A 26,542-nucleotide genomic window follows, 5' to 3' on the forward strand; every position below is an offset into this window, starting at 1 on the left:
TGGCTGTTTTCCCAATCTATGAGAGGTGCAACTGCCAGTGCCATTATCTATAGCATTGTAGAAACTGCCAAAGAGAACCGGTTAAATCCCATGAGCTACTTAAACTATCTTTTTGAACAATTACCACAAATAGATCTAGATGATCAGGAAGCACTTGATCAGTTCCTTCCGTGGTCAAAAACCATTCCAAAGGAATGCCGTATTCCTGATAAAGTTAAGTAAAGAATACACCAATGCCCACCTGAAAAACTAGGTGGGCATTATTTTACGCTTACTCATAAAGTGTAATTGCGGTTTTGAGTACATAATTAAGGAAGGGGAAAAATCTCCTTTTGATATAAGGGATTTCCATAGAAGAATAGTAAAGCGAGGCCGAGTATGGGAACTTAATTTTAATGAATTACTTAAACAAGATCTAACACTGAACAAAATAGCGGAATTAGCAAATATATCTAGGGATACAGTAATAAGGATTAAGAATAGGGGGCATCTTTCTTCAGTTCAATTAAAAAACAAAGAAGGATTAATGAACAAACAAAAATTAAAAACGGAGTACTACAAAGAGGAATTTCTAAAAATCCGAAAAGAAAATCCAGAATATTCACGCTCTGACTTAGGTAAAGCATATACTAAAATATACGGATGGCTTTTACAATATGATAAAGAATGGTTAATTCGCAATTCTCCTTACTTGAGGAGTACTGGTAATAGAGAAAAAATAGATTACTTAGAGAGAGATAAAGAATTACTAAGCAAAGCAAAATTAATAATAGATAGTTGGTCAGAACATGAAGGAAATTTAAAGAGATTGGTTAGGAAAAGTAGGACAGGGATAATAAATTTACTTGATGTCAAAGCAAGTTATAGTTTGTTCAGTGGAAAATACCCACTTACTACTAAGTATATCAATTCGAATATAGAGACGGTTGAGGATTTTCGGCATAGAAGAATAAAAATTGTTATGGATACCAAATATAAAGACGAGATTGTAACAAAAAATATGGTTATTGAAGCAGCTAATCTTAAAAACTATATTAGAATTAATATAGAGAAACGAGAAAAATTACTAAAATATATAGAGGATTTAGTAACTATCCATAATAACAAATTCTTATAGAATAAAGCTGTGAAGAAACATATTTAAACTATAATGTAAGTACATAATTTTCGTATTGGTATACAACTTTTTTGTAACAGTTTATTGCAAAATAAGTTAATTTGATGAAAATAAGTATACGACTTTATTGTCATTTTAAAGATAAGAAAGACACAAGAATGCGGGTTTGAACATTTGTTAGTATACAACTTTATTGAAACTCTTCAGTAAGTTGTGTACACAACTCAATTGTACCCTAGTATATTTAAGTTAGTAGCTAATTTATGTAGGGCTGGTATATAAAATAAAATTAGTTGATTTTAGGCTTAAAAAGCTAGTGCCTTCCTCTATTGTATAAAGGAAGGCACTTTTAAATTATGGCTGTTTTTTTAAATTGTTACTGTTCAATCATAATGGCAGAGTTAATCTACAAATGTTTGTAGATTGACTCTTTTTTGTTTTGATGTTTCGTAAGTCGATTATACGAATATTGATTCCTGTGATTTTTCATTCAAATCTTAACAAGAATGCTTGTTGTATTAAACTGCCCCGTTAGCGCCAGAAAAGTGCTGATTACAATCTTAGGAAATAAACGTTAAGCCATAATCGTGTAAATATTGGTGTATCAAGTGTTTACGCTTCATGTATGTAAGCGTAAAATAATGCCCACCTAGTTTTTCAGGTGGGCATTGGTGTATTCTTTACTTAACTTTATCAGGAATACGGCATTCCTTTGGAATGGTTTTTGACCACGGAAGGAACTGATCAAGTGCTTCCTGATCATCTAGATCTATTTGTGGTAATTGTTCAAAAAGATAGTTTAAGTAGCTCATGGGATTTAACCGGTTCTCTTTGGCAGTTTCTACAATGCTATAGATAATGGCACTGGCAGTTGCACCTCTCATAGATTGGGAAAACAGCCACGATTTTCTCCCCATAACGAATGGTTTAATAGAACGCTCCGCTCTATTATTATCAATTTCAAGACGCCCATCTTTCATAAAGGTAATAAGTTTAGGCCATTGGTTTAAACTATAGTTAATTGCTTCACCTAGTTTGCTTTTTGGTGGAACTTGAGGGCGTTTTGATTTTAGCCATGCTAAAAAAGCATCCAACACGGGTTGACTGCGTTTTTGACGTTCTTCTTTCCGTTGTTCTGGGCTACAATTTTTGATTTCCTCATCTATCTGTTTCTCAATTTTAAATAATTGATTACAGTATTGGAGTCCTTCAGCCGCTAGAGTTGTAGATTTATCTACATTGGCAGGCAACGATTTGAGCGTTTCATCGAACTTTCTTCGTGCGTGAGCTAGACATCCAACTAACTCCACATTCTTCAAATCGTGGTATCCTGCATAACCATCGACATGAAGGTATCCCGAAAACCCCTTAAGAAATGCCTTTGGGTGCTTACTGTGGCGCGAAGTCTGGTAATCGTATAAAACAATCGGTGTTATGTCACGGCCAGATCGGTATAACCACATATAGGATTTGGAATTTGCAGCCTTTCCGGGTTCTGCTAAAACTTGAACTGTTGTTTCGTCTGCGTGCAGACGGTCAAGTTGAAGTAGAAGCTCATGCAAGCGATTGTAAAGCGGTGAGAGCCACTTCATTGAACCATATATTACCCAGTTGGCAATCGTTTGGCGTGATAGAAAGACACCAAGTCGTTCAAATTGTTTTTCAATTCGGTACAATGGCATTCCTTCTACGTATTTTTGATTCATGATATATGCCATTGAAGAAGGCGAAGCGAGACTTTTTGGAAAAACTGCCGCAGGCATTTTAGCTGTGACAATCGGTGTTTCGATTCCTTCACGTTCACATTTACGACAGCTGTAAATATGTTGAATATGCTCCACGACTTTCACTTGAGCAGGGATAATCCTTAATTCTCGTCGCGTTTCCGTACTCATTTCATGCACAGTTTCACCGCAACACAAACAGACCTGCTCTTCTTCGGATAAACGATAATGAATCGTTTCCGTAGGCAAGTTTTCAAGTTTCGCATCTCGTTGTCCTACATACTTCTTTCGATTATACGTAATCGTTTCAAGCGTAGGTTCTTCCACTTTTACATCCGCTGTGATTTCAGCTTCATTAAAAAGAGATAGTTCGATTTGATCCGGATTTGTTTTTTCACTAGATGTCCCGAATCTCTTTTGTTGGCTTAGTCGGAATTGTTCTTCCAACCATTTTACTTTTGCCTCTAGGACTTCTTTTTGTTTTTCTAAATCCGCATTTTTTGCTGCGAGTTCTTCAATTGTATCTTGTAGTTCATGCGTATTTTTTTCCATGAAAATAGAATACCATAAAGAGAGGTGACATGGATTGTCAACTCTCTTTAAATGATAAATTTTGCATCCATTTTTTGATGTGCTTGTTTTTGTTCTAATGGAAGTCCATCAAGCAACCAATTTAATTGGCGAGGACTAATGCATTGAGGGTTGGATGTTTGTTCGTCTGGCCATTGAAAAATGCCTTTTTCAAGACGGCGATAATACAACCAAAACCCATTATGATCCCAATGGAGAATCTTTAACTTATCTCGTTTGCGATTACAGAAGACAAATAGATTGGAAGAGAAAGGATCCAGTTGAAAACTCATTTGAACAATCGCTGCCAATCCATCGATCGACTTTCGCAAATCTGTTGAACCCGTCGCTAAATAGACTCGTTCAATGGGTGTTTTACTTAACATGTGACTGAAGAACCTGAAGCACTTCATTAAAAAGTGCATGATTGAAGCCTTCTTTAATTTCAATTGAAACATCTCCTACCTTAACTGTTAAAGTAGATGTTTCTTCAATCGAATTGGATGAATCGATGGCAACCCATTGTGTAAGAGGATAAGCGACGTGAGTCGGTTCAGTATCCAATCGTTTCATCCAGCTATACATACTTTGGACACCTACTTGATTTTGTTTACACCAAGCTTTTACACTTGGCACTCCACTGGATCTACAGGCATCGATGCGTTCTTGCCACATCTGTTTTCGTTCCTCTGGTGACATAAAAAACCTCCTAACAATTGATGTTAATGTGATTATCACAAAACTCGGCAATTATTAGAAGGTGTGTAGTATTTGGCGCTTACTCATGTATAAAAAACTGTATAAATAATGTTTATAAGAAAAGCCGGGGAAACGTTGTTTTAACAACATTGATGGTTTTTAAATGTGCGCCAAAACTTGCGTTTGGGAACGCTTTTTAGTTTATTGATGTATACATTATAAATCCTTGTTGCACTAAAGTACCACGTTAGTTAATTAATAATATATTTTTTCACTAAATAATAGTAACAAAAAAATTATGCAACGCGTGCAACAACACAACCGACCATAATGAACCTGTCTTTTTATAGACAAAACCAAAAAGTAAACCTATTGCAAAAACATATATATGGGTCCCAGCTATAAAGAAATCATACAATCCATCATTGTAAATCCAAATTGGGTAGTGAATGACCAAAAATAGTAAAGCAGTTACAATATTTGCTTTCCAAAAAGCCATTTTTTTATTGATTTCTTGTAAAATTAATCCCCTGAAAACAATTTCTTCGGCTAACCCTGCCATAAGAAAAGCATTAAGGTAATCATCAATGGATAATGAAAATTGAAATGATTGCTGATTAATGATATATGTTTCAAAAGCAAAATATAAGCCAACTAACAGTGAAAGAACTACTCCCCAAAATAAACCTTTTTTAACATTAACGTTTACTCTTAAGTAGTCAAATGGGTTAGTATGTAAATAATATTTTATGTATAACCAAGTTGGAACAATCCATACGAACCCCTTAACCAACGCCTCTAATAATGGGGAGATTATTTCACCGAATGAATAAATGTAGTCAATTAACCATAATTCTTTAATTGTCCATACCAAATAAAATATGAGTAGAAACCCTATCATTGCTTTTACATCATTATTTTTCACTTTACTTTCAACCCTTAATTGCGATTCCATTTCTACCTCCATTAATGTAGTTATTTCTATTTTTGAATATTTACCAAGATTACATTTGGGAACGTTATTTAGGTTTATTATGTATATCTTATAAATCACTTTTTCCGGTAATTGCTGAAACCTAAACTTAGGCATCTCGTTTACGGTAAAATACAATAGCTACTGTAATAAAAATCAGTGTCCATAACATTGAAACACCTGTCCCTTGCATTGGTGTAAGTACATTTATTTCATCAGAGGAAGGCGGCATATACATATAATATCCTGCCGTATCCGGAAAATAATTTTTAATACTGGGTAAAAAATCTTTCAATAATGGACTGACAATGAAATAATGACCAAGCAGTACCACTAAAGCAGGAGTGGTTCGTCTGAGTAGAGCACCTATAGCTGCACTGAGAAGGGTGGTTAATGTTAGATAGCCGGTTGCACCTACTAAAGTTTTTATCATAGCGTCTATTTCAATCACTAATGCTGTGTCTTTCATCATAATAAAAGCATATAGTACACCTGATGCAGCAATAATAAACGCCAAAGGAATGGTTACAATTGCCAAAGCTAAATGCTTCGTGAATAGTTGAAACCCTCGCCAAGGGATCGTAGTTAAAGTAGTTCGAATCTGTCCACCCGTATACTCTGAACAAGTAGCTAAGATACCTAGAATAATGAACCCTGCTTGAAGATATCCCATAGAAGCAAGTCCTATTTTCAGTATACTTTGCGTTCCTGCTGCCCCTTGTAGACCAGCAGAAGTAAAAGCTGCTGCTAAAACTAAATTTAGAATGAATGTCCCCATAAGAATGAGCCATATTAATGGTAATGTAACTAATTTTTCCAGTTCAGCACCAAGGATTAGTGTTATCTTTCTACTAGAAGAGACACTCATGATGTAACGTCCCTCCTATGGAATACAATGGCTGCGACAATGAAAAGAACAGCTACCCAAGCAAACATGATTAAACCACCTGTGAATGGGGTGTGAAAACTGTCGCTCGTAAACATAAACATATCAAAGCCAGCCTTATCTGGTAAGTAAAACGCTAATTTTGTAACCTTAGTAAGGAGGTAAGAGACTGTCACAACAGATGAATTTATCATGAGCACAGCAAGCGGGATAATGCCATTCTTAGTTAGAACCGTAATCCCAAATGCTAAAAGAGCAGTAAATATCCAGTAACAAACCGCGCCAATCAGTCTAGATGCTTCAAATGCAGGGGCGTATTCACCAAGAATAAGATTTGTTGCTGACACAGTTGTTAGAATAGCAACAATGGAAAGCAGTATGCTAATCACTGTCACTGCACCTGCTTTTGCTAGCAAAAAGTGGAAACGAGATGGAACAACGGTTAAACTCGTTGTAATCTGATTCCCTCCACCAGACTCACTGCTCTCTGTCAAATACTCACTACTGACAGCAAGCACACCAAGAATAATGACACCTTGCACACCAAGAGCTAAACCAATATAGCCAACTTCTGATAGACGTGTGCTAACTCCAGCTATAATCTTCTCTTTTTGGGCTGTACTGTCCAAGGCAGCAATGACCGCTGGGGCAAATGCTCCAATAAGAAAGGCAAGCCAAATACCCGGCAGAGAGAACAATTTAGATAATTCTGCGTTAAATGCTCTCATACAACATCACCTGTATTTTCAGATGTCAGGGCAAAAAAGGCTTTCTCCAGCGTGGAATGATTACCTATTACTTCTTTCAATGATCCATTTGCAACGATTTTTCCATGATTAATAATCACCACATCATCAACAGTCTCTTCAAGCTCTCCCATTAGATGACTGGATAGTAACACCGTGTTTCCAGACTCAGCGCGTTCACGTAAAAATGTCCGAATCCAACGAATTCCTTCTGGATCGAGCCCGTTTACAGGTTCATCTAAAACCAATATTTTTGGATCACCAAGTAGTGCAGCTGCCATTCCAAGTCTTCTTCCCATGCCTAGGGAATAATTTCCAATTCTTTTACCAGCTACATTCGTAAGACCTACTATTTCCAGAACTTCCTCGACCCGTGAGCGAGATAATCCTGAGGCACGAGCAATCCAACGCAAATGTGCACGTCCCGTTCGCATACGATGAGCTCCAAATCCATCAAGTGCGGCACCTACTGTTGCTAGAGGATTATGTAATTCTGCGAATGGCTTTCCATTAATTAGTGCGCTCCCTGAGGTGGCATGATCTAATCCAAGCAGGATGCGAAGTGTAGAACTTTTACCTGCCCCATTCGGACCTAAAAAACCAGTTACTCTACCTGGTCTAGCTTTAAAACTGATACCTGATAAGATTTCTTGAGTTCCGCGATGTTTGACTAAGTTATTAATCGTAAGCAACCATAACACTCCCTTTCAGTTATGGTTCTAATTATAAAAAAGCAAAGTTAAATCTCGTTTATCTTGCTGTTTACTTCTGGGTTAACTTTAGGTTAAGCTCTACCAATAGCTACTCTTGTACCATTTTCATTTGATGTAAAGTCAGCTTTCAGCTTCATTTTTTTCAACATATGATTTAAAGCCGATAAACCAATCCCCGACCCACCCTCATAGGAAGAGTTATCCATACCTGGACCTCTGTCTGCAACAATGATTAGTTCTTTTTCTACATCAACATATGATTTAAAGCCGATAAACCAATCCCCGACCCACCCTCATAGGAAGAGTTATCCATACCTGGACCTCTGTCTGCAACAATGATTAGTTCTTTTTCTACATCAACATATGATTTAAAGCCGATAAACCAATCCCCGACCCACCCTCATAGGAAGAGTTATCCATACCTGGACCTCTGTCTGCAACAATGATTAGTTCTTTTTCTACATCAACCACAATGTTTGTATATTTTCCCTCTGCTGCATGGCGAAGAATATTCTGAAATAAATTATCCAGAACTCGTTTCATCCATTTAGGATCTGCTTCCCAATAAAAAGTCTTCACTGTCGGTAAATCAACATCTAACTGAATTTCTTTTTCTTCAAATGCAGGATACCACTCAGCGACAGATGCTCTTACTAAACGTACAATATCTGTTGAAGTTGGATGAAAAGGATGTTTCCCTGATGTAAGCAATGTATAGGAAAGTAAATCATCCATTAGATTTCCGACTCTTGTAATCGTATGGTTCATCTCTGCTAATGAGTCTTGCCCTTCAGAACTCATTGATTCTTTATTTAATCTGGTGATATGTCCTCTCAAAATGGTAAGTGGCGTTCGTAAGTCGTGAGATAAATTCGCAATGAGTCGATGGCGTAATAATTCCTCTTCATATTCTCGCTTGCGACTGTCTTCAAGCTGCTGAATCATCCAATTAAAAGAACTTCCTAACTGGTCTATTTCATCCAGACGACCCGTTTGAACAGATATTGGTTTAGGAAATGAATTATTATTAGCTGAAAATGACATGACTTCCTGTAAGCGGGTGAGACGTTTATGAAGTCTCAAGAAGAACATCCAAGACCTCACAACAAATGCGACAATAATAAAACCAAACAAAAATAAGGTAAAGTAAAACAGATTTAACGTATTCATTTCTTTTTCAGTGCTAACAGGAACGAACGCACTGAAGAAAATAAGCACAAGAGGAGGAAAAAAGATAAATAAAAAATGCACTTTTAGAAAACGACGAAATAATGATCTATTCTGTTTCATAGTTTCACCCGATAGCCTATTCCCTTCAACGTTTCAATAATTTCTGGGGAATCTGGATGACGTTCCAACTTTTGACGCAATCGATGGATATGCACCAGTATTGTTTTATCACCAGTTATGTAAGTTTCGTTCCAAATCGCTTCATAAATTTGCTCTTTTGGTAACACTTGATTAGGATGGCGTAAGAAATACATTAAAATTTGATGTTGCTTCCCTGTCAATATAATTTCTTCTCCTGTGTACTTGTCATATACCATTTGGACTTCTGGGTCTACTTCAATATGATTTCCTAATGCAATTCGTTCAGAATGTATACCACCACTTCGACGGATTAATACTTCCAATCTTGCAACTAATTCATCCGTATGGAATGGTTTCGTTAAATAGTCATCAGCAAATTGTAAACCATCTACCTTATCATCTATTGATGTTCTAGCAGATAACAGCAATATTGGAACGGCAGGAGCTGCCTTTTTTAATCGTTTTCCCACAGTAAATCCGTCTAACCCGGGTAACATGATATCCAAAATAACTATTTCATGCTGATTAACTTCTCTTTCGGCTCCTTCACCTGAAAGCAGCCATTGAACTGAAAACCCTCGATGTTCCAATTCTTCTTTTACCCAACTGCCTATTTTCTCATTATCTTCAATATATAACACGCTTCTTTTCAAGTAACATTTCCCTCTCTAAATTTCAAATTTATCTTGCATCATTTACAGTAACAATTGGATGCTTTTGTGTGCCTTTGAAATTGCTTTCTATTTTTTTCTGAAAATTAATCTTGCATTCTTCATAATCTTTATCATTTTTAAAAAGTAATGAATCTGTATTTATAATCCAAGTTAATGTTTCCATGTTCAACTTATATCTTTTTGTATCGCTCCAAAATTTTTTTCTCCCAATAGCCATTTTAGCATCAATAATTTTTTGTAACTTCATATCTAAAATTTCTACACTTTTCTTCATTCTAAGCCTAAAATCAGTCATAAATAATAATTCCCCTTTGCTTAATATTTTATTTGGGAATAAAGTGTATTCCCACCACTATTCTACCGAAAGTATGTAAGATGGTAAAAAAAGTGAAGAAAAATAATTATATAGTTCTATACAAAATATAAGTATGTTCATTATAAGTAGACTCTAGCTAAACAACTTTGAATGTAGAATAGAGCCATGGACACACTCTGGTTAAGTTAGTATCATTATAATCGAGAGAGGACGTGTCTGTTTTATGCGTCAAAAACGATACAATAAAGAATTTAAACAAACTGTAGTGGAGCTATATCGCTCTGGTACACCGGTCAGTCAATTGTCTAGCGAATATGGTGTTTCTGAAGTAACGATTTATAAATGGATTAAATTACACTCTCCTATTGAAGGTGCAGAAGAATTAACTGCAGCGGAAGTTTCTACGATCCAAAAAGAAAATCTTCGATTAAAGCAGGAGATTGAAATCTTAAAAAAGGCTATGACCATATTCGCGAAAAAGTAACCGAACAAGAACTTATTGACCATATTGAAAACGAAAGCGAACATTATCCTATTCAATTAATGTGTCGCGTTTTAAAGGTACCTAAAAGTACGTATTACCAGTCTTTCCACAAGAAACCGAACGTGTACGAAGTTGAAAACAAGAAAATTACGCAGCGTATTTGTGTCATTCACAAAGAAAGTGATGGACGATACGGTGCGCCAAAAATTCATGCACAGTTACTCAAGGAAGGCGTGAAAGTCAGTATTAAACGCGTGCAACGACTCATGAAAAAAGCGGGTATTCGCTCAAACATCACAAAAAAGTACCGTCCGACGCCAACTCAAAAGCCCGTGGAAGAGCGTGAAAACGTACTCGAACAAGATTTCCAAACAACAACGATTCATGAAAAATGGGTAGCTGATATTACCTATATTCATACAATTCACGATGGATGGTGCTACTTGGCGTCGGTTCTTGATTTACATTCTAAGAAAATAGTCGGTTATAAGTTTGGACGAAAAATGACCGTAGATTTGGTCGTTGAGGCATTGGATCACGCTGTACAAGCACAAAAACCAGCCCCAGGATTAATCATCCATACCGATTTAGGTACGCCATATACGAGTGAAACATTTCAAGAAAAACTAAAAAAACACGAAATGATTCCGTCGTTCAGCCGTAAAGGTTGCCCATACGATAACGCTTGTATCGAGTCTTTTCATGCGACATTAAAAAAGGAAGAAGTATATCGAACGCGGTATGAGAATTATGAAACAGCTCGAGTGGCGCTATTTAAATACATTGAAGGTTGGTACAATCGCAAACACATTCATAGTGCAATAGGCTTTCTTACGCCTGAAGAATGCGAAAGTATGTGCCGAGCTGCGTCGTAAAACTTGGGGGTTCAAGTAATCTTCCCCTTCATATTTTGGGCGCAACCTCCATGGATTTCACGCTCTACATCCCATGAAGTCTGTCAAAGGCTCTTTTCCCTTTGACTGGCTACACGGGATGTGGAACACTCCATAAATGGTGGTTGCCACAAAATAAAAACTTAACTTTTATGTGTCCGGTATCTTGACTTAGATCCATCATTATACAATATATAATTGAATAGCCTTTATTACATTGATTGATTTACAATTCAAATTAAAAAAGGAACTAATTATTATGAAGAGATTGATCATTTAAAACAAAGTTCAAAGCAGGGTTTTTCATATTCAACAATCAGGCCATATTGTTGAATAATAAGCATGAACTTGTACTGTATAGTGAATATTAAAATCAGAAACGTATAAAAGAGAAAATAAAAGGATTGAGCTCGGTATTATACCGAATTCAATCCTTCTTAGCTACTTAACTTAATATAGTGTCTAAATTTTGGGTGTTATTTTACAAAAGAATAGGCACTGATTTTTCATTTAAGGGTCATAATTCAGTAGGGAAAGTAGGTATACTTGCAAAATAAACACCTACACTTTTTCTAGGATATTTTTTATGGGCTTTTGAAGTACGTCTATAATGGCAGCGATGATAGCTATTACAAAAATCGCTATTAGACCAAGTGCTATCGGACCTGCTGCGTCTTCACCTGTGAACATAGCAAAAATCCTTAAGTAAACTATTAACAACAAAATGAAGAAAATAATTGTAAAAGCACATTTTTTTATAGCCTTCAAGGATTTAAGGGATAACTCAGAAAAAGCATTGTTTATATGGATATAACTCAATAGTTTATATGCTTGATACAACGCAACAGAAAACGTCATGCATACGCCATAGGCACATATTAACAATGGATATATCGAGTAATCTCCTGGACGCACTTTTGCATCTTGTATAGCTGCTTGAGGTAACCAGTATATACACACAGCAAGTATCGCAATGCCCATTAGAAAAGCAACGATCTTTAAGAAAAAAGTTGAACTTAGTTTAACATTCATTTGAAGCACCTCATTGATTTAATGATAATATGATTTAATACGATATTAGTCTATTTTTTATCGTTTATCAATATATTTATTTCGTTTATTATTATATTATTGTTGTTATTCAAATGATTACTTAATAATCATGTGGGAATCATACTTCAGTTATTGTCAGTTTTATCATGAAGTAACTGAACAAGTAGGCGCAATTCTTAAAATGGGGAATGCGCCTTTTCGTTTAAGTCGCTTTAGAATACATAATGGGAGCACATAGCTGTTCTTGGAGCGGTGTTACTTGCGAAAAATCACCCAGTAAATCATAAAAACTAAATTGATGAAATCTAATTTTTAACTAGTTACTAAGATTTCGGAAAGATATCAATATCTTAGATTAGTGAATAATCTCTGTATGAAAAGGGCTCTCTCTGGATATATGCTGAAAAATCCTGCTGTTAACATTTTATTTGAACACGCTAAGATTCCAAACTCTCGTATGGATATAATTGCTGAAAGACTTCAGGGAAGTTATACAACAAGACCTTATTGAAAAGTTTCTTTTCTTAATCAATGATCCGCAACAATCGGGCACATTTCTTTAGGAAGGAATGTGTCTTTTTTCATCTTAATGGTCCAAAATATGGAAAAACTATATTTATGCTCATTTCAGCCTAATTACCGATAGCATGTTAAATAATTATCCTTTATGGTTAATAGGTCGTAAAAGACACTATCAGGAATATCCTGCAAATATTGAAATGATAGGTGGAAAACAATGAATTATCGAGTTTTATTATATTACCATTACACAAAGATTGAAGACCCAGCGGCGTTTTCAGCAACGCACTTAGAAATGTGTAAAGAAATCGGTTTAAAAGGTCGTATTTTAGTAGCCAATGAGGGTATTAACGGGACTGTTTCAGGTACGATTGAGCAAACAGAGCAATACATGGCAAACCTGCAAGCTGACCCATTATTTGAAGGCATTGTCTTCAAAATTGATGCGGCGGATGACCATGCATTCAAAAAAATGCACGTACGCCCACGTCCTGAGTTAGTCAACTTAGGCTTAGAAGAAGACGTCAACCCACATGAATTAACAGGTCGCTACCTGTCACCAGAACAGTTCCTTGCTGAAATGCAAGATGACAATACAGTAGTATTAGATGTGCGTAACACGTATGAATACGATGTCGGCCATTTTCGTGGCGCGATTCGACCAGATGTGGAAAACTTCCGTGATACACCTGAATGGGTACGTGCAAACCGCGAGTTATTCGAAGGGAAAAATGTTTTAACCTATTGCACGGGTGGGATTCGTTGTGAGAAGTTTTCAGGCTGGATGAAACGTGAAGGCTTTGGCGATGTCGGTCAATTACATGGCGGTGTGGCAACATACGGAAAAGACCCTGTTGCGAAAGGTCAATTATGGGACGGTCAAATGTACGTATTTGATGAGCGTTTAACGGTCCCGATCAATCAAGTAGAGCATGTGATTATCGGTCGTGATCACTATGATGGTGAACCTTGTGAACGTTACATTAACTGTGCGAACCCAGAATGTAACAAGCAAATCATCGCATCTGAAGAAAATGAAGCCAAGCATTTAGGTGGCTGTACAATCGAATGTACAAAGCATGCACGCAATCGCTATATCGTGCGTCACAATTTAACAGAAGAGCAAGTAGCTCAAGCAATTGAGGCGTTACAAGCATAAGCATGAAAAGCTGTCTAAACATAAAAAACGTTATTAAATATCTTTCATAACCCCCTTTATAGAGGTTCTTAAAACACTCAATGTAAGTGTTCAAACGATCCATTTCAACATTGGACTAGTTTGCTCGCTTCCATAGGGTGTTTTTTCTTTTGTAAGGAAAAAGTAAATGTCTAAAAGAGGGTAATAGATCTGAAGCTGTTTAAAGCAAATGATCACAGGGTATTCAAAAAAAGGTAACAGGATTTAAATAGTGTAAGCTCGCAAAGTGTTTTTCACTAATTAAACAAAATAGGAGATGATTTTTGATGGGAACCCCACATCTAACCGATCCACGTAAGAAATTTTATACGGAAAAATTCCCGAATCAAGAACAGGACACGCCAGCGCTACAGCATGAAATGATCCCCAAACCTGACTGCGGAGAAGAATCATATAAAGGTTACAATCGTCTGGAAGGACGCAATGCCTTGATTACTGGAGGCGATTCTGGGATTGGTCGTGCCGCTGCTATTGCCTATGCACGTGAAGGTGCCAATGTGGCCATCCAATTCTTCCCTGGTGAAGAGGAAGATGCCAACGTCGTTAAAGAATTAATTGAAAAAGCAGGCAGCAAAGCATTATTGCTACCATATGACCTGAGGGAAGATGGCACAGCGACAGAGATTGTTACAAAAACCGTAGAAGCCTTTGGCGGATTGGACATTCTTGTATTAAATGCTGCGCAACAGATCGCACAGCCATCCCTAAGTGACTTAACAATTAAACAAGTGCAGGACACTTTCAAAGTAAACATTATCAGCATGTTCGAGACCGTAAAAGCTGCCGAAGAACATTTGGAACCAGGAAGTGCAATTATCACCACCACATCGGTTCAATCTTTCGACCCATCCTCATCTTTAATGGATTATGCCGCCACAAAAGGTGCAATAAGCAACTTTATGGTATCCCTGTCCTCGTACTTTGCTTCGAAGGGTGTGCGTGTCAATGGTGTCGCACCTGGACCCATTTGGACGCCATTGCAGTTGGATAATGGAAAATTGGAAGGAGAGATTCCTGAATTTGGTCAAAATACGCCTCTTGGCCGTGCGGGACAGCCAGTAGAGCTTGCACCTGTGTATGTTCTTCTAGCCTCCGATGAAGCAAGTTATATCACCGGTCAGATTTATGGAGTGACAGGTGGTAAGCCGATAGACTTGTAAACTTAATAAAGCCTCTCTCGACATCAGTGATCTGAATATGGTGGATACACAGCTTAAGATAGATAATGAACACGAACTAAATGAGATGCCTCCTATAGTTAGTAGCTTGTCTCTAACTTTAGGGGGCATCTGCTTTTGTGGTGTGCAAGAATCAAGCCATTTTTATCATCGTTTATAAGTATGGGCGTTTAGCTGGCCAGGAACCTTGTAGTTTACGAAGCTGGACAATTTGCCCTGTATGATAAGCGTCGTGCAACAGGATATTTAGATATTGTTGCCAAGGACTAGGTTGATCTAATGCCTGGATACTAAAGAAGATTGTAAGGCATCATATACGTGAAGTGTTCGTTTCACTGTTTCTTGCCAAGCCTCTTCATCATTATTTTGTGGAGCAACAAATGTGTCATCTTTATGTAAGCGAGAAAGTAAGCGCTCTTTAAAGATGAGTAAATGGTTTACATTTTCCCAAATCGTATTAGCGGCATTTCCTTTTGGTTGCCAACAAGCTTGCGTAGCGGTGAGATTCTTTAATGCTTCTGATAACGGTGGGGACCTTTCTTCTTCGTAAAAAACTTGATTGATTCCACTTTGTAAGAGTTCTTTTTTACTCATTTGGATAGCCTCCTTTTTTGTAACGCTCAAAACATTCCTTACTATTGATTTATAAAATTTGAGTAAAATAGTATATAGTAGTAAAAACATACATAATATTTCCATTTTGATAAAGGGATTTTGTTGTCCTTTATTCGACATTGTTTAGCTTTTAAAATCTTTTGATTCCTTTTGTTATGTTTTCCTCATAAGAAAAATCAAATTGTAAAGCTTGTTTGACATATATAATAATGTAGAGTAAACTTTACTTATCAATGGATGTACAGTTTACTTTACATTTATAAAGGAGGCTTTATGAAAAACAGAATTCGAGAATTACGAAAATTAAAGAAGATTACGCAGGAAGAGTTGTCGAAACAAGTTGGCGTCTCACGGCAATCAATCATTGCTATTGAATCAGGAAAATTCAATCCATCCTTAGAACTTGCCTACAACATTTCCAAAGCGTTCAATAGCACGATTGAAGAAGTGTTTATATTTGAAGAGGGGAGTATGTAATGATGGAGCTTAATATTGGGGGTATGATTGGATTATATGGGGGAGTGATTTGTGGGCTCCTTGGATGGTGGTTCGGGCGAAAGAAGGCTAGAAAAAACAGAGGCTTAGACGAGCTGTACTATCATATTTGGCAAAAGGCGAGATCCTATTCATGGTATGTGTCATTAGGAGCGCTGTATGTTTTATTTACGTTAATCAATTTTGGGATTGAATTAAGCACTGCGATGGTTTTAGGTATCCTTTTTCTAACACACGTAGCGAGTTGGGGAATCATTGGAATTGTTTTGACCATCAATATGTCCAGTACAGCCCCGTTGCAGCCCTCTCGTGTGAAGGTTGGCATAATTGTCTTTGTTACGTCCATTATTGTTTTCACGATAATCTCGATCCTGACGACCAACTGGCTGTTTTTATTATGTAGTATTCCACCTAGTTTGATTGCACTTTTTACTGCACTTACTCCAAAGCGAAAAGATTCCGAGGTCACCTACTAGACTTAATATAATATCGTACCGTTTTTTCCCCTGTAGATATGGTGGTCTATGGGGGTGTTTTTTTATAGTTATTTGTGTAGTTTAGGTATAGAGTTTTTACGTTTCATCTTAGGACCGTTTAGTTTAGTTCCAAGAAACCTTGGTCCTGTAGATGCTATCTTCTTGTTATTGAATAGGCTAGGAGGAGTATTTGGGCTATTAAGAGAGAAATTTGCTCTAAAAAATACCTCCTCATATAAATATACAATGGAGGTGTTTCTTGTAAAAATGAAATATACTAAATGTACGGAAGACGTTGAGTATGGAGATGACTATAGGCAGCGTCTTTTATTATTAGCTTATCGTCAAAATAAAGAGAATCAAGGCGTTTTTAGCAAAATCTGCGCCTAATATATAGAATTTTAGCAATTTTTAGAAAAACATGTTGATATAAATTGTAAAATGAAAGTATAATATAGGTGTAGTTACATTTATGGTTATTAATCCCGTATAAATAAGTAAATGGTTATGGTTGATAGAATATAAAACTCAAGTGGTTACTCCAAATAGTGTAACTATAAAAACTAATGAAATGAGGAGATTTTATGATTAACATGATTCAATATTTGGAAAAAGATCCATCGTTACTTACATTGTTAAAAGAAAATAAGGCTTCTCTAATTGGTGTTACAGAGCTTGAACAGCAGGCAATTATCACATCGTTTGATCAGAATGAAACAGATTTAGAAAATGGATTTTGGTTCTAAGCTCTTTAAAAAATAATTGGCTTTGGCTTGCTATAAGTACATATCTTATATTGGGAAGCTATTTGATATATGTTACTTATAGCACGCCTTATTTGGGCATTAAATTGGAAGAAAAGAATGGACAATGGTTAATAAATGAACCATATTTTAAGGAATGGGCAAATAAGCAAAATCTCTCGGTAGGGGATATTATTTTAGAAATTGATGGTCACAATATTAATGAATTAAATAATAATATAAAATATTATCCTGTAATTAGAGCAGCTAGAGAGTTAACATTTGTGAACAAAGAAGATGGACAGCTAAGTCATTTACAAATAGCACCATTTGATGTTTTTCAACAATTTATATATATATTTCTTTTACCAGCATGTTATTTTTTATTAAGCTTAATTGTTTCTTTCTATTTGAATCAATTTCATAAATCGATTTTTTCAAGAGCTTAGACTGCTCCTGTGTCTGATTTTTGTTTTTTAAAATTTAAGCTGCGTTGTTTTGTAGCTGTAAACGTACATTCATCCGATCGACTGCTAATTTGCAGGCATTATAAATAAACGTCACAAGGTTGAAGTGCAGTTTAGCTTTTCTACCGGTTTTGTGACGGACGTTGTTTAACTGAAAAAATTGCTTTAAATAAGCATTTACTCGTTCGACAGCTGTGCGTTCCTTGTAAAGTTTCTTCCATAGCTCGGAGCCACGTGCTGGAAACGTGTATTTGCGGATATCGGTTTCACACTTGATTTTAAACACCTTTTGACAGAGCGAGTCATCACGTAATGGACAGGTTGCGCAATCTTTTGGACGTGTGAACTTAAGCGTTTGATACTTTTCATCAAAGCTGTCGTAACAGTAGCTATGTTCACGCACACAGGTTGGACGGAAATGTTCATCAAAACCGATCATTTCGCCCTCACGTCTTTTCACATATGGAATCACAGCTTTCATCTCTTGTATTGAAATCTGGCGGTAAATTGCTTCATAGTCATAACCTGCATCGAAAATAGCCGTTGTGAAATGGTTAGGCATGATATGGTTCATCTTTTTTAGTAACGGAATCGCCGCTTTACTATCACTCAGATTGCCGGAAGACATTAGACGCGCCACGATATATTGGCTTTTTGTCGAAACAGCTAAATGCCCTTTAAAGCCGTACCAGAATGTGTTTTTACCATCGCTGTTTTTCTTGATGCCCCACTTTGGTTCAATGGGGATGTCTTGCCATAGAGTCGTCAATGGAATGGTTAATTGTGCTTCCAACTTCTTTTCAAAAGTCGTTTGATTCGCTTCAAGTTCTGCTTGTTCAGCGAGCCAGGCAGCACGTTCTTCTTTTGATTTACGACCACGTTTTTTCGGTTGTGTTTCTTTTTTCTCTGCTGGTTTTGCGGCATCTCTCGCTTCAAAATGTGTTGCATCAAAACTAAGGTGTTCCTCTTCAAGAAAACCTTCTGTAAAGGCAGCTTGAATAAGTTCATCGTGCATGCGATCTAAGACATCTGATTGACTAATCACGTCGACCATACGTGAATACGAGGCTTCAGATGGCACCGTGTCCGAAACTAAAAAGCCACAATCTAAGCGAAAGACGAAATCATGCGTTAATCGATTGACCAAATCTTTAACGGTAGGGATACGCTCGACAATGCGGATCATCAATGATTGAATCATCGCACCGTAGTTTAATTCTCGTGGAGCACCACGCATCGTCTTCTTTCGAAATAGTTGAAAGATTGGCTGCACATCGAAAGTGGCTAAAATAGCATCAAAACGACGAGAACTTTCCATTTTCAATAATTCACGGATGTCAAATAGGCTCATTTGTTTTACAATAGTCATGAGGCATCATTCCTTTTCGGTGGGTTGTTTAGTCGCTACCATTATACCGAATTTGGGGAGGTGCCTCATTTTTATTTAATTTTAGCCCTTGATATTAAAGGGATTAGAATTATGAAATTAACTCATTTATATAAAAAACAAAAGAATTCAAGCTTAATCAATTTACTTATTTTGTTTATTCTTATAGTATCGTTAGCTTATGTTAGTATTGGAGCATCAGGAAGGCTAGATAGTGTTGGAACAGTTGTGAATCGAAGCAGTATGATACTTTGTCTTATTCTTTTGATTCACTTTTTAAGGAATTACTTTTTATACTTGAATTTAAAATGGTTATTAATTAACAATATCAAATTGATCTATATAATCCCTTTAATTATAGCCATTCTTAGTTTCTTTAGTATTATTGATCCTTCTATGAATCCTTTATTCTCTAGTATTACCCTATGGTTATTTTTTATTTTATTGATTATAATTCTTGGTGTTTTAGGAATAGGTTATTTAAAATATAAAACACCTCAATTGAAAATCTTTTTATTAAGTATTATTAGTCCTTTGTTACCATTCCTTTTTTTGTATGCCGTACCGCAAATTATTTTTCATAAATATATACTTTCTGCTGATATATGCTCTTTATTCTTGATGCTTATACCATACAGCTTTATATTTACACAGCTTACTGAACGTATATTTGATATGGAGTACTATATTACTCGCTTCCGACATTATTTTAATATTTCCTTTGCTTTTACAGCTTGGCTTTTAATTGGTTTATATTGGATTACTGATCTCTCTATTTTAAGGATAACGGAAATTTTCTTTTTTTTCTTTCTCTCTTTAATAGCCTTTTTCTATATTAAAGAAAAAATGGATTATCATAAGCGAAAAATCCTATTTTCAACAAAAGGGGATTATATCCATCGAATGTATACAACCATTGATAGTATTGGCAGGGTCGTCAAAATTGAAGACTTATTGAAGAAATTTGTTTTAGAGGCCACTTTACATCTTGAAATTAAACATATTAACGTAGTAACCTATGACTTTCAAACACAGCAGGTTACTTCATTAAACAAATCAAAAGGCTATTCACAAAATCAAATTGATGAAATATTACTAGAAGAACTACGCTTGGGCGATATAAAGAAAACAGAGCATTTTTATATTGCCTTTATTCACCAAGATATAAATTATAAAAGAATACTAGTCGTAAATCATAATAAATCTATTTATCTAAAGGAAGAGGAATTATTATGGCTGGAATTGCTGCTTTTATATTTAAATAATTTTATAGAAAATACGAAAATGGTTGAAGAAATGTTAGAACAATTAAAGCAGGTGAAGGAAGCAGATAATCACCAATTCCCGTGGCTTCATAAGCTACTTTGGCTCCGATTTGAACAAGAAAAATATCAATTAGCGCAAGAGCTTCATGATACGATTTTACAGGAGCAACTCCATATTGCTAGGGAATTGCATGGCGCTATTCATGCCAAAAAAATAGCAGATATACAAATGGACCTCTCTAAAGTTCATGACAATATGATCGCATCCTTGACGGATTTAAGAGGGTATTGTGAAAATTTAAAGCCGCCACTATTAGATACATTAGGATTAAATGCAGCGCTTGAGAAACTTATTCAAAAAGTTTGTAAACGTGCTGAATTTGTCTTAAGTTATACCATGGATCGTCTATATTTAGAGGATGAGCGTTTAAACTTGATGATTTATCGGATTTTCCAAGAGTTAATGAACAATGCCTTGAAGCATTCATATGCCAATATTGTTGAAATTCATCTCTTGGAAACAGATGATGGCTTTGAAATCAATTATTCTGACGATGGTGTAGGCTGTAAAATGGATGAAATCATCATTGCTGATTCTATGGGGATTAGAGGTATGCAGGAGAGGGTTCATTCCTTTAATGGCAAATTTTCTATGGATACTGATATAGGAAAGGGTATGTCTATAAGAATTAAGGTAAATGAAGGAGAACAAACGCATTCCCAGTCCTACTCTACTTATAATGAAAGACCAGCGCATGGTTTATATGAGTTTTGAAAAAGTAAGCGTAAAATAATGCCCACCTAGTTTTTCAGGTGGGCATTGGTGTATTCTTTACTTAACTTTATCAGGAATACGGCATTCCTTTGGAATGGTTTTTGACCACGGAAGGAACTGATCAAGTGCTTCCTGATCATCTAGATCTATTTGTGGTAATTGTTCAAAAAGATAGTTTAAGTAGCTCATGGGATTTAACCGGTTCTCTTTGGCAGTTTCTACAATGCTATAGATAATGGCACTGGCAGTTGCACCTCTCATAGATTGGGAAAACAGCCACGATTTTCTCCCCATAACGAATGGTTTAATAGAACGCTCCGCTCTATTATTATCAATTTCAAGACGCCCATCTTTCATAAAGGTAATAAGTTTAGGCCATTGGTTTAAACTATAGTTAATTGCTTCACCTAGTTTGCTTTTTGGTGGAACTTGAGGGCGTTTTGATTTTAGCCATGCTAAAAAAGCATCCAACACGGGTTGACTGCGTTTTTGACGTTCTTCTTTCCGTTGTTCTGGGCTACAATTTTTGATTTCCTCATCTATCTGTTTCTCAATTTTAAATAATTGATTACAGTATTGGAGTCCTTCAGCCGCTAGAGTTGTAGATTTATCTACATTGGCAGGCAACGATTTGAGCGTTTCATCGAACTTTCTTCGTGCGTGAGCTAGACATCCAACTAACTCCACATTCTTCAAATCGTGGTATCCTGCATAACCATCGACATGAAGGTATCCCGAAAACCCCTTAAGAAATGCCTTTGGGTGCTTACTGTGGCGCGAAGTCTGGTAATCGTATAAAACAATCGGTGTTATGTCACGGCCAGATCGGTATAACCACATATAGGATTTGGAATTTGCAGCCTTTCCGGGTTCTGCTAAAACTTGAACTGTTGTTTCGTCTGCGTGCAGACGGTCAAGTTGAAGTAGAAGCTCATGCAAGCGATTGTAAAGCGGTGAGAGCCACTTCATTGAACCATATATTACCCAGTTGGCAATCGTTTGGCGTGATAGAAAGACACCAAGTCGTTCAAATTGTTTTTCAATTCGGTACAATGGCATTCCTTCTACGTATTTTTGATTCATGATATATGCCATTGAAGAAGGCGAAGCGAGACTTTTTGGAAAAACTGCCGCAGGCATTTTAGCTGTGACAATCGGTGTTTCGATTCCTTCACGTTCACATTTACGACAGCTGTAAATATGTTGAATATGCTCCACGACTTTCACTTGAGCAGGGATAATCCTTAATTCTCGTCGCGTTTCCGTACTCATTTCATGCACAGTTTCACCGCAACACAAACAGACCTGCTCTTCTTCGGATAAACGATAATGAATCGTTTCCGTAGGCAAGTTTTCAAGTTTCGCATCTCGTTGTCCTACATACTTCTTTCGATTATACGTAATCGTTTCAAGCGTAGGTTCTTCCACTTTTACATCCGCTGTGATTTCAGCTTCATTAAAAAGAGATAGTTCGATTTGATCCGGATTTGTTTTTTCACTAGATGTCCCGAATCTCTTTTGTTGGCTTAGTCGGAATTGTTCTTCCAACCATTTTACTTTTGCCTCTAGGACTTCTTTTTGTTTTTCTAAATCCGCATTTTTTGCTGCGAGTTCTTCAATTGTATCTTGTAGTTCATGCGTATTTTTTTCCATGAAAATAGAATACCATAAAGAGAGGTGACATGGATTGTCAACTCTCTTTAAATGATAAATTTTGCATCCATTTTTTGATGTGCTTGTTTTTGTTCTAATGGAAGTCCATCAAGCAACCAATTTAATTGGCGAGGACTAATGCATTGAGGGTTGGATGTTTGTTCGTCTGGCCATTGAAAAATGCCTTTTTCAAGACGGCGATAATACAACCAAAACCCATTATGATCCCAATGGAGAATCTTTAACTTATCTCGTTTGCGATTACAGAAGACAAATAGATTGGAAGAGAAAGGATCCAGTTGAAAACTCATTTGAACAATCGCTGCCAATCCATCGATCGACTTTCGCAAATCTGTTGAACCCGTCGCTAAATAGACTCGTTCAATGGGTGTTTTACTTAACATGTGACTGAAGAACCTGAAGCACTTCATTAAAAAGTGCATGATTGAAGCCTTCTTTAATTTCAATTGAAACATCTCCTACCTTAACTGTTAAAGTAGATGTTTCTTCAATCGAATTGGATGAATCGATGGCAACCCATTGTGTAAGAGGATAAGCGACGTGAGTCGGTTCAGTATCCAATCGTTTCATCCAGCTATACATACTTTGGACACCTACTTGATTTTGTTTACACCAAGCTTTTACACTTGGCACTCCACTGGATCTACAGGCATCGATGCGTTCTTGCCACATCTGTTTTCGTTCCTCTGGTGACATAAAAAACCTCCTAACAATTGATGTTAATGTGATTATCACAAAACTCGGCAATTATTAGAAGGTGTGTAGTATTTGGCGCTTACTTGAAAAATCATAAACCCTAACTTTTGAACGGCTCTCTGTCTACTTGATAGGGAGCTGTTCATTTTTTAGAGGGGAGATAAGTGTATTTAAATTAACGGTCCGTTTAATGGAATAATAATAATCAAAAAACCTGTATCGATGATTCCTTGGTCATCTAAGATACAGGCTTTGTATTTTGGCAATAAATATTTTTAAAATTGAACCTATTATGATTTGGTAATCGTCTAATAGCAGAATTTGAAGTAGGTTGAAAGGGAGGGTAGTCGATTGGACAGAGAAGAAAAAGATTTCCTACTAGAAAAAATAATGATTGAATATGGTAATGAGTTGGTACGATTAGCATTTTCATATGTGAAAGATACAGAGATTGCAAAGGATATGGTTCAAAATACATTCATTAAATGCTATAAAAACCTTGATTCGTTTCGATTTGATGCACAAATCAAAACATGGCTTTACCGTATAACCATTAACCAATGTAAAGATTACTTAAAAAGCTGGCATCACAAAATGGTACAGGTAAAAAGTTTTATACATGACACAGCAAAATCAATATTACCATCAACAGAAAAGGCCGTTATCGATAAATATAATCATGAAGAAATAAAAGATACAGTTTTTGCTCTTCCAAAGGTGTATCGGGAAGTGGTTTATCTCTACTATTATGATTCATTAAAGACAGAGGAAATTGCCGAGGTTTTGGAGGTTTCGGTGAATACAGTGAAAACGAGATTAAGAAGAGCAAAACAAAGATTAGCGCCAATGATAAAGGAGGAAGAGCTGAATGGAAGATAAACGATTAAGAGATAAATTTGGTCACACATCTACCCAAGAACTAAAATTTTCGAAAGAAGACCGTGATGAAGTATTTGAACAAATTCATAAACTGGAAAAAAATAATAATACGCCCAAAAAATCTTTTATTTCTTCCTCCAAAAAATTCGCGCCACTGACAGTTTCTTTATTCGTGCTAGGCTTGTGTATATTTTTGTTTATGCCATCCATTCTTTCGGGAAATTTTAATGGAGAACGTGTTGTAAATGAACCAGAAGCTGAGGAAGCTGAATATTTCACTACTTTAATTACGGTGAAGTCGAAAGACATGGATAATCGAATATATCTTAATCTTTTACTTACTTATAGTAAAGATAAGAAAATGATGAAGGTAGTATCGCTTCCTTATGATACATATGCACAAGTAGGGGATAAAGATGATGGAACTGCTTTGTACGATAAATTGCTATTTGCTTATCGTTTTGGCGGTGCTGAAAATGTAAGAACCGCTGTTTCAAAGCTATTTGATTTACCAATTGATGATTATGCCGTTATCGATTTAGAAACTATTTCAACGCTAATGGATTCAATGAATGGGATAGAATACGACTTGCAAGAAGATATGCGAGCAAGAGCGATATCACAAGTGGCCTTTGAATTCAAAAAGGGCACAAATCATTTGAACGGAGAACAGCTTGTGTCATTAATGATGGCTGCTACAGAGGGAAATAGCTTAGATGAAGAAGACCTAATAAATCTAATGAACGCTATTTGGAAGAAAGCAGAAAACAATATCCCACAACCACAATTAAATGAACTATTTACTCAAATAGAAGCCAATGTATCACTTGATGCGTTGTTGAAGAATCAAATAAAAATAAATTCTATAAAATCGATTGCTTTAAGGGATGGAATGATATCAGACTCAATCACATTAAATAGCACTGAAGGTAAACACATATATAGGTTTGAGCAAGACTTTTTAAATACTATTTCAGAGGAGTTAACTACATTTAACTAAATGAAGTGCTTCCCTTCAAGTAGAACAGTGGAAATAATAAAACTACTTTATGCGGCTTGATCCCTGAATTCTAAAGGGCTCAAGCTGTTTAACTTTTTTTGGTAACGTTTATTGCTGTAAAACGAAATATATGTCTCAATGGCTGTTTCGAGTGCGGTGTACCTATCATATTATTTAAGTAATATTTTACCATTTTAAGTGGACCTCACAAAGCCTCAATTGGTCCGTTATCCATAAATCGACCAACTCGAGACATACTGTGAACCATCTTCGCATCTTCTATCATTCGCTTGAAATAGATGGAGGTATGTTGATAACCTAGGTCACTCTGAATGAAAATTTGATGATCTTCCTTATCTTTTTCGATGAATGACGGACAATACTTTATAATTAAATCCCTTAGAGGCAAGATAAGCTGCTACTAGCTAATTTAATAGAATCCTAAAAATAAGCTTTATCTAACATGTTGACTCAAGAATCAAATAATTAGGATTTTAACTAACAATTAATTATTCTTTATAATATTCAATAGGAGCGGCCATTGAGAGTATAAAACACTTGTGACTTTTTTATTAATCATGATATTCATATTTTATTCAATTTCAGTAATATGGAAATAGAGTTATCTTTTAACATTACGATTAATATTTGGTTGTTTATCAAAGGAATGATATACTTATATGTATGTAAGAAATGATTAATTTCGAGGTGATATTATGAAAAAGTTAATGATGGTTATTGGATATAACTTATTTTTAATAATGTTTTTATACTTATCTTTAAAAGCATTGATTTATAGCGCCATGAGCGACTCATTTATAAATGCACAATTTATTATAACAATATTATTAATTATTATCGTACTGTGGACACTTGGGCTATTATTAAGAAAATCAAGCATCGTCAAAGATTCAAAAGTTTTATTTACGGGTTCTTCTGCTGTTTCATTCTTGATAGTATTGGCTATTTTTTGGAACTTCTAAATAAAAAGCAGTGGAATTTCTTCCACTGCTTTT

30 protein-coding genes and 3 pseudogenes are annotated in these 26,542 nt (G+C 36.0%); 15 read left to right on the forward strand and 18 right to left on the reverse strand.

What is annotated here, in order from left to right; genetic code table 11:
- Both ADM90_RS25265 and ADM90_RS20470 read left to right on the forward strand, forming a co-directional pair.
- On the forward strand, positions 1–222 hold a 222-nt coding region (locus ADM90_RS25265), incomplete at its 5' end, for a transposase domain-containing protein (protein WP_235473755.1).
- A gap of 31 nt (positions 223–253) precedes the next feature.
- Entirely contained in the window at positions 254–1,117 is an 864-nt protein-coding gene (locus ADM90_RS20470) for a TnsD family Tn7-like transposition protein (protein WP_053996745.1), read from the forward strand.
- Between the two features lie 680 nt (positions 1,118–1,797).
- Here ADM90_RS20470 and tnpC (ADM90_RS20475) read toward each other — a convergent pair.
- The 11 genes from tnpC (ADM90_RS20475) to ADM90_RS20520 form a co-directional block, all read right to left on the reverse strand.
- Positions 1,798–3,393: an IS66 family transposase gene (gene tnpC, locus ADM90_RS20475; protein WP_053993086.1), complete on the reverse strand. Its 1,596-nt coding sequence runs from the start codon at positions 3,391–3,393 to the stop codon at positions 1,798–1,800.
- Between the two features lie 47 nt (positions 3,394–3,440).
- Positions 3,441–3,797, reverse strand: a complete 357-nt coding sequence (gene tnpB, locus ADM90_RS20480) for an IS66 family insertion sequence element accessory protein TnpB (protein ID WP_053994328.1) — start codon at positions 3,795–3,797, stop codon at positions 3,441–3,443.
- Positions 3,787–4,110 carry an IS66 family insertion sequence element accessory protein TnpA gene (gene tnpA, locus ADM90_RS24385; protein WP_053993084.1) on the reverse strand — a complete coding sequence of 108 codons (324 nt, stop codon included), beginning with the start codon at positions 4,108–4,110 and terminating at the stop codon, positions 3,787–3,789. Before tnpA (ADM90_RS24385) ends, tnpB (ADM90_RS20480) begins: the two co-directional genes overlap by 11 nt.
- Before the next feature lie 274 nt (positions 4,111–4,384).
- Positions 4,385–5,065: a CPBP family intramembrane glutamic endopeptidase gene (locus ADM90_RS20490; protein ID WP_053996746.1), complete on the reverse strand. Its 681-nt coding sequence runs from the start codon at positions 5,063–5,065 to the stop codon at positions 4,385–4,387.
- Positions 5,066–5,192: 127 nt separating this feature from the next.
- On the reverse strand, positions 5,193–5,951 hold the full coding sequence (locus tag ADM90_RS20495) for an ABC transporter permease (RefSeq protein ID WP_053996747.1): 759 nt from the start codon (positions 5,949–5,951) through the stop codon (positions 5,193–5,195).
- Positions 5,948–6,697, reverse strand: a complete 750-nt coding sequence (locus tag ADM90_RS20500) for an ABC transporter permease (protein WP_053996748.1) — start codon at positions 6,695–6,697, stop codon at positions 5,948–5,950. Before ADM90_RS20500 ends, ADM90_RS20495 begins: the two co-directional genes overlap by 4 nt.
- A complete protein-coding gene (locus ADM90_RS20505) occupies positions 6,694–7,407 on the reverse strand; it encodes an ABC transporter ATP-binding protein (RefSeq protein WP_053996749.1) in 714 nt (237 codons plus the stop codon). The genes ADM90_RS20500 and ADM90_RS20505 overlap by 4 nt, the downstream gene beginning before the upstream one ends.
- Positions 7,408–7,499: 92 nt before the next feature.
- The gene (locus tag ADM90_RS25410) at positions 7,500–7,634 is read right to left on the reverse strand and encodes a hypothetical protein (protein WP_268766660.1); all 135 of its coding nucleotides are present in this window, start codon (positions 7,632–7,634) and stop codon (positions 7,500–7,502) included.
- A gap of 145 nt (positions 7,635–7,779) precedes the next feature.
- Positions 7,780–8,511: a HAMP domain-containing sensor histidine kinase gene (locus ADM90_RS20510; protein ID WP_235473758.1), complete on the reverse strand. Its 732-nt coding sequence runs from the start codon at positions 8,509–8,511 to the stop codon at positions 7,780–7,782.
- Positions 8,512–8,714: 203 nt separating this feature from the next.
- A complete protein-coding gene (locus ADM90_RS20515) occupies positions 8,715–9,392 on the reverse strand; it encodes a response regulator transcription factor (protein ID WP_053996750.1) in 678 nt (225 codons plus the stop codon).
- Positions 9,393–9,420: 28 nt separating this feature from the next.
- The gene (locus ADM90_RS20520; RefSeq protein WP_053996751.1) at positions 9,421–9,708 is read right to left on the reverse strand and encodes a hypothetical protein; all 288 of its coding nucleotides are present in this window, start codon (positions 9,706–9,708) and stop codon (positions 9,421–9,423) included.
- 244 nt (positions 9,709–9,952) lie between these two features.
- Here ADM90_RS20520 and ADM90_RS20530 point away from each other — a divergent pair.
- Both ADM90_RS20530 and ADM90_RS25630 read left to right on the forward strand, forming a co-directional pair.
- Positions 9,953–11,088 (forward strand): IS3 family transposase gene (locus ADM90_RS20530; protein ID WP_152928030.1). Its coding sequence is split into 2 segments (ribosomal slippage): positions 9,953–10,175 and positions 10,175–11,088, totalling 1,137 coding nucleotides; the frame shifts between segments, so codons are not numbered across the junction.
- 395 nt (positions 11,089–11,483) lie between these two features.
- Positions 11,484–11,555, forward strand: a pseudogene (locus ADM90_RS25630) (hypothetical protein); the annotation flags it as partial.
- Between the two features lie 112 nt (positions 11,556–11,667).
- Here ADM90_RS25630 and ADM90_RS20535 read toward each other — a convergent pair.
- Complete coding sequence (locus ADM90_RS20535; protein WP_053996752.1) at positions 11,668–12,138, reverse strand: DUF2975 domain-containing protein; 471 nt, start codon at positions 12,136–12,138, stop codon at positions 11,668–11,670.
- 757 nt (positions 12,139–12,895) lie between these two features.
- Between ADM90_RS20535 and trhO the strand changes: the two genes are divergently transcribed.
- The gene (gene trhO, locus ADM90_RS20540; protein WP_053996753.1) at positions 12,896–13,837 is read left to right on the forward strand and encodes an oxygen-dependent tRNA uridine(34) hydroxylase TrhO; all 942 of its coding nucleotides are present in this window, start codon (positions 12,896–12,898) and stop codon (positions 13,835–13,837) included.
- 305 nt (positions 13,838–14,142) lie between these two features.
- The gene (locus ADM90_RS20545; RefSeq protein ID WP_053996754.1) at positions 14,143–15,036 is read left to right on the forward strand and encodes an SDR family oxidoreductase; all 894 of its coding nucleotides are present in this window, start codon (positions 14,143–14,145) and stop codon (positions 15,034–15,036) included.
- 172 nt (positions 15,037–15,208) lie between these two features.
- Here ADM90_RS20545 and ADM90_RS20550 read toward each other — a convergent pair.
- Positions 15,209–15,648, reverse strand: a pseudogene (locus ADM90_RS20550) (DinB family protein).
- A 294-nt stretch (positions 15,649–15,942) separates the two neighbouring features.
- On the opposite strand from ADM90_RS20550, the gene ADM90_RS20555 reads away from it, so the two are divergent.
- The 5 genes from ADM90_RS20555 (at position 15,943) to ADM90_RS20575 (ending at position 17,832) form a co-directional block, all read left to right on the forward strand.
- Complete coding sequence (locus ADM90_RS20555; protein WP_053996755.1) at positions 15,943–16,146, forward strand: helix-turn-helix transcriptional regulator; 204 nt, start codon at positions 15,943–15,945, stop codon at positions 16,144–16,146.
- Positions 16,146–16,640: a hypothetical protein gene (locus ADM90_RS20560; protein WP_235473760.1), complete on the forward strand. Its 495-nt coding sequence runs from the start codon at positions 16,146–16,148 to the stop codon at positions 16,638–16,640. The genes ADM90_RS20555 and ADM90_RS20560 overlap by 1 nt, the downstream gene beginning before the upstream one ends.
- A 54-nt stretch (positions 16,641–16,694) precedes the next feature.
- Positions 16,695–17,030: a hypothetical protein gene (locus ADM90_RS20565; protein ID WP_152928057.1), complete on the forward strand. Its 336-nt coding sequence runs from the start codon at positions 16,695–16,697 to the stop codon at positions 17,028–17,030.
- A 194-nt stretch (positions 17,031–17,224) separates the two neighbouring features.
- Complete coding sequence (comX, locus tag ADM90_RS20570; RefSeq protein WP_053996757.1) at positions 17,225–17,386, forward strand: competence pheromone ComX; 162 nt, start codon at positions 17,225–17,227, stop codon at positions 17,384–17,386.
- Between the two features lie 92 nt (positions 17,387–17,478).
- Complete coding sequence (locus ADM90_RS20575) at positions 17,479–17,832, forward strand: PDZ domain-containing protein (protein WP_053996758.1); 354 nt, start codon at positions 17,479–17,481, stop codon at positions 17,830–17,832.
- Between the two features lie 34 nt (positions 17,833–17,866).
- On the opposite strand, the gene ADM90_RS20580 is transcribed toward ADM90_RS20575, so the two are convergent.
- On the reverse strand, positions 17,867–19,219 hold the full coding sequence (locus tag ADM90_RS20580; protein ID WP_053994487.1) for a transposase: 1,353 nt from the start codon (positions 19,217–19,219) through the stop codon (positions 17,867–17,869).
- A gap of 111 nt (positions 19,220–19,330) precedes the next feature.
- Here ADM90_RS20580 and ADM90_RS20585 point away from each other — a divergent pair, with 111 nt between their 5' ends.
- Positions 19,331–21,277 carry a sensor histidine kinase gene (locus ADM90_RS20585; protein ID WP_152928059.1) on the forward strand — a complete coding sequence of 649 codons (1,947 nt, stop codon included), beginning with the start codon at positions 19,331–19,333 and terminating at the stop codon, positions 21,275–21,277.
- 57 nt (positions 21,278–21,334) lie between these two features.
- Here ADM90_RS20585 and tnpC (ADM90_RS20590) read toward each other — a convergent pair whose 3' ends face one another.
- From tnpC (ADM90_RS20590) to tnpA (ADM90_RS24395), 3 genes are read right to left on the reverse strand one after another with little or no spacing between them, the layout of a single operon-like run.
- The gene (gene tnpC, locus ADM90_RS20590; RefSeq protein WP_053993086.1) at positions 21,335–22,930 is read right to left on the reverse strand and encodes an IS66 family transposase; all 1,596 of its coding nucleotides are present in this window, start codon (positions 22,928–22,930) and stop codon (positions 21,335–21,337) included.
- Between the two features lie 47 nt (positions 22,931–22,977).
- The gene (gene tnpB / locus ADM90_RS20595) at positions 22,978–23,334 is read right to left on the reverse strand and encodes an IS66 family insertion sequence element accessory protein TnpB (RefSeq protein ID WP_053994328.1); all 357 of its coding nucleotides are present in this window, start codon (positions 23,332–23,334) and stop codon (positions 22,978–22,980) included.
- On the reverse strand, positions 23,324–23,647 hold the full coding sequence (gene tnpA / locus ADM90_RS24395) for an IS66 family insertion sequence element accessory protein TnpA (protein ID WP_053993084.1): 324 nt from the start codon (positions 23,645–23,647) through the stop codon (positions 23,324–23,326). The genes tnpB (ADM90_RS20595) and tnpA (ADM90_RS24395) overlap by 11 nt, the downstream gene beginning before the upstream one ends.
- 351 nt (positions 23,648–23,998) lie before the next feature.
- Here tnpA (ADM90_RS24395) and ADM90_RS20605 point away from each other — a divergent pair, with 351 nt between their 5' ends.
- Positions 23,999–24,526 (forward strand): sigma-70 family RNA polymerase sigma factor, encoded by a 528-nt coding sequence (locus ADM90_RS20605; RefSeq protein WP_053996759.1) that lies wholly within the window; start codon positions 23,999–24,001, stop codon positions 24,524–24,526.
- A complete protein-coding gene (locus tag ADM90_RS20610) occupies positions 24,516–25,526 on the forward strand; it encodes an LCP family protein (protein WP_053996760.1) in 1,011 nt (336 codons plus the stop codon). The genes ADM90_RS20605 and ADM90_RS20610 overlap by 11 nt, the downstream gene beginning before the upstream one ends.
- 47 nt (positions 25,527–25,573) lie before the next feature.
- Here the strand turns inward: ADM90_RS20610 and ADM90_RS25635 are convergent.
- A pseudogene (locus ADM90_RS25635) lies at positions 25,574–25,675 on the reverse strand (IS3 family transposase); the annotation flags it as partial.
- A gap of 567 nt (positions 25,676–26,242) precedes the next feature.
- Here ADM90_RS25635 and ADM90_RS20620 point away from each other — a divergent pair.
- Positions 26,243–26,509, forward strand: coding sequence for a hypothetical protein (locus ADM90_RS20620; protein ID WP_053996762.1), 267 nt, complete (start codon positions 26,243–26,245; stop codon positions 26,507–26,509).
- Positions 26,510–26,542 lie beyond the last annotated feature (33 nt).

It is taken from the genome of Lysinibacillus macroides (assembly GCF_001281525.1).
GTDB lineage: Bacteria > Bacillota > Bacilli > Bacillales_A > Planococcaceae > Lysinibacillus > Lysinibacillus macroides.